Source organism: Polaromonas sp. P3_C2 (assembly GCF_056402675.1).
Genome location: NZ_JBFUGX010000622.1, coordinates 1 through 2412, shown reverse-complemented (window position 1 = coordinate 2412; position 2412 = coordinate 1). Strand labels below are relative to the sequence as shown.

The following is a 2412-nucleotide window of genomic DNA, read 5'->3' as shown; positions in this document are numbered from 1 at the left end:
GGAGCGCGGCGTCAACTTTCTCGACACCGCCGAAATGTATTCAGTGCCGGCGCGCGCCGAGACCTGTGGTTCGACCGAAACCATCATCGGCAACTGGTTCGCCAAAAATCCTTCGGCACGCAACAAGCTGGTGCTTGCTACCAAGGTAGCCGGACCTTCGCGCGGCATGCCCTGGGTGCGTGAAGGTAGCGGCATGACGGCCCAAGACATTCTGGCTTCGTGCGATGCCAGCCTGAAGCGGCTGAAGACCGACGTGATCGACCTCTACCAGATTCACTGGCCCGAACGCCACGTGCCGGCGTTTGGCGCGCTGTATTACAACCCTGCGCAAGAGCGCTCGGCCACGCCGATCCATGAGCAGCTCGAGGCACTCGGTGCTTTGGTGAAAGCCGGGAAGGTGCGTTTTATCGGGCTTTCCAACGAAACCCCGTATGGCGTGCACGAGTTTGTGCGCCTGGCCGAGCAGCATGGCCTGCCGCGTGTGGCCACCGTGCAGAACCCTTATTGCCTCGTCAACCGTACGGTGGAAAACGGCCTGGACGAAACCATGCACCGCCTGGGTGTCTCGCTGCTGGCCTATTCGCCCCTGGGCTTCGGGTTGCTCACAGGCAAATACGACCAGTCCGGCACTGAAGGCCCGGCCGCACCCAAGGATGCGCGCATTGCCAAATTCGAGTCGGTGCGCAAACAGCGTTGGGGCCGCCCCGAGGCACTGGCCGCCGCCCGGCGCTACAACGCGCTGGCGCGTGACAACAAGCTGACCCCGACCCAGCTGGCGCTGGCGTTCTGCTACACCAAGTGGCATGTGGCCAGCACCATCATCGGCGTGACCTCGGTTGCGCAGTTGGATGAAGATTTGGATGCCTGGGGCACCAAGTTGTCCGCTGAAGTGCTTGCCGAAATTGACAAAATCCGATGGGAGCTGCGGGACCCCGCGCTCTAGAAATGACTCTCCCCCGAAGCGCCTTCGGCGCCTCCCCCCAGGGGGCGCCATCTGCGGCCCGGCAAAGCCGGTTCCGCGCTGGCCTGCGAACAGAGGTACCGCAGTGAGCAAGAAGGGCCACGTCAGTGAGACGCCGGCTACCGCTCTGCTCAAGGCCAACAAGGTCGGCTTCACTGAGCACCCTTACGAATATCTTGAGCACGGCGGCGCTCAGCATAGCGCCGAGGTGCTGGGCTTTGATCCCTTTACTGTCGTCAAGACACTGGTCATGCAGGACCAGGACGCCAAACCCTTGCTGGTGCTGATGCATGGCAACCGCAAGGTTTCCACCAAAAACCTGGCGCGGCAGATCGGCGCCAAGTCGGTCGAACCGTGCAAGCCTGAAGTCGCCAACCGCCACAGCGGCTACCTGGTCGGTGGCACATCGCCTTTCGGCACGCGCAAGGCGATGCCTGTGTATATCGAGGAAAGCATCCTGGCCCTGCCCAAAATCGCCATCAACGGCGGGCGGCGCGGCTACCTGATTGGTATTGACCCGCAGGTTTGTGTCACCTTGCTGGGTGCAAAATCAGTCAACTGTGCATTGGAACCTGTTTAATGCCTTTTTGGAGATCGCATTGGCGTGCAATCGGGATGAGTGGATGCTTCGGATGCGCCGCATAGGCTGGAGCCTATGCAAGCTGCCGGGGCGTCCAATCGCCCGATTTCACGCCAACCCTTCGGGCAAGTGCCTTTTCGGGCGATCTGCGGCGTTGCGGCGCTTGCCCATAGCTGGGCTATGGGCTGCACACCGCGCCTTGCATCCCATCCCGAAAAGGTACTTGTGCGACTCCAAAAAGACATTGAACAGGTTCTCAGCATCGACAACGCAGCGGGCCACGGCTGAAATGCCGGTGGCCACCACATAACAAGGGAGATGAATTTGGACTACGTGTATTCTGCCGGCGCGACTTTGCTGGCCTACCTGATCGGCTCGCTGTCGTTTGCCGTCATCGTCAGCCGGGTGATGGGTTTGAGCGACCCCCGCAGCTACGGCAGCAAGAACCCCGGCGCCACCAACGTGCTGCGTTCCGGCAGCAAGGCCGCGGCGGCCATCACGCTGCTGCTGGACGGCCTCAAGGGTTGGGTGCCTGTGGTGCTTGTCAAGTGGTTTGGCGGTGACTATGGCCTCGGCGAAGGAACAATGGCTGCCGTCGGGCTGGCGGCTTTCCTGGGGCACCTCTATCCGGTGTTTTTTCAGTTCAAGGGCGGCAAGGGTGTCGCGACGGCGGCGGGCGTGTTGCTGGGCGTCAGCTGGGTGTTGGGTGTTGCCACGCTGGCAACCTGGGTGATCGTCGCCTTCTTTTCGCGCTATTCCTCACTGGCATCACTGGTGGCGGCCGTTTTTTCGCCGCTGTATTACCTGTTTGGCGACCGGGCCGCCTGGTATGTCGACAAGAACCTGCTGGCCATGATGGTCGTTGTCAGTG

General features: G+C 61.6%; 3 protein-coding genes. All 3 read left to right on the top strand.

Annotated features, from left to right (window positions below; translation table 11 throughout):
- The coding region (locus AC1DWI_RS19880; protein ID WP_477725543.1) for an aldo/keto reductase at positions 1–943 on the top strand (943 nt) is incomplete at its 5' end.
- A gap of 103 nt (positions 944–1046) precedes the next feature.
- Positions 1047–1541 (top strand): aminoacyl-tRNA deacylase, encoded by a 495-nt coding sequence (locus AC1DWI_RS19875; RefSeq protein ID WP_477668083.1) that lies wholly within the window; start codon positions 1047–1049, stop codon positions 1539–1541.
- A 324-nt stretch (positions 1542–1865) separates the two neighbouring features.
- Positions 1866–2412, top strand: a 547-nt coding sequence (plsY, locus tag AC1DWI_RS19870; protein ID WP_477725542.1) for a glycerol-3-phosphate 1-O-acyltransferase PlsY, incomplete at its 3' end; no start/stop codon positions are given.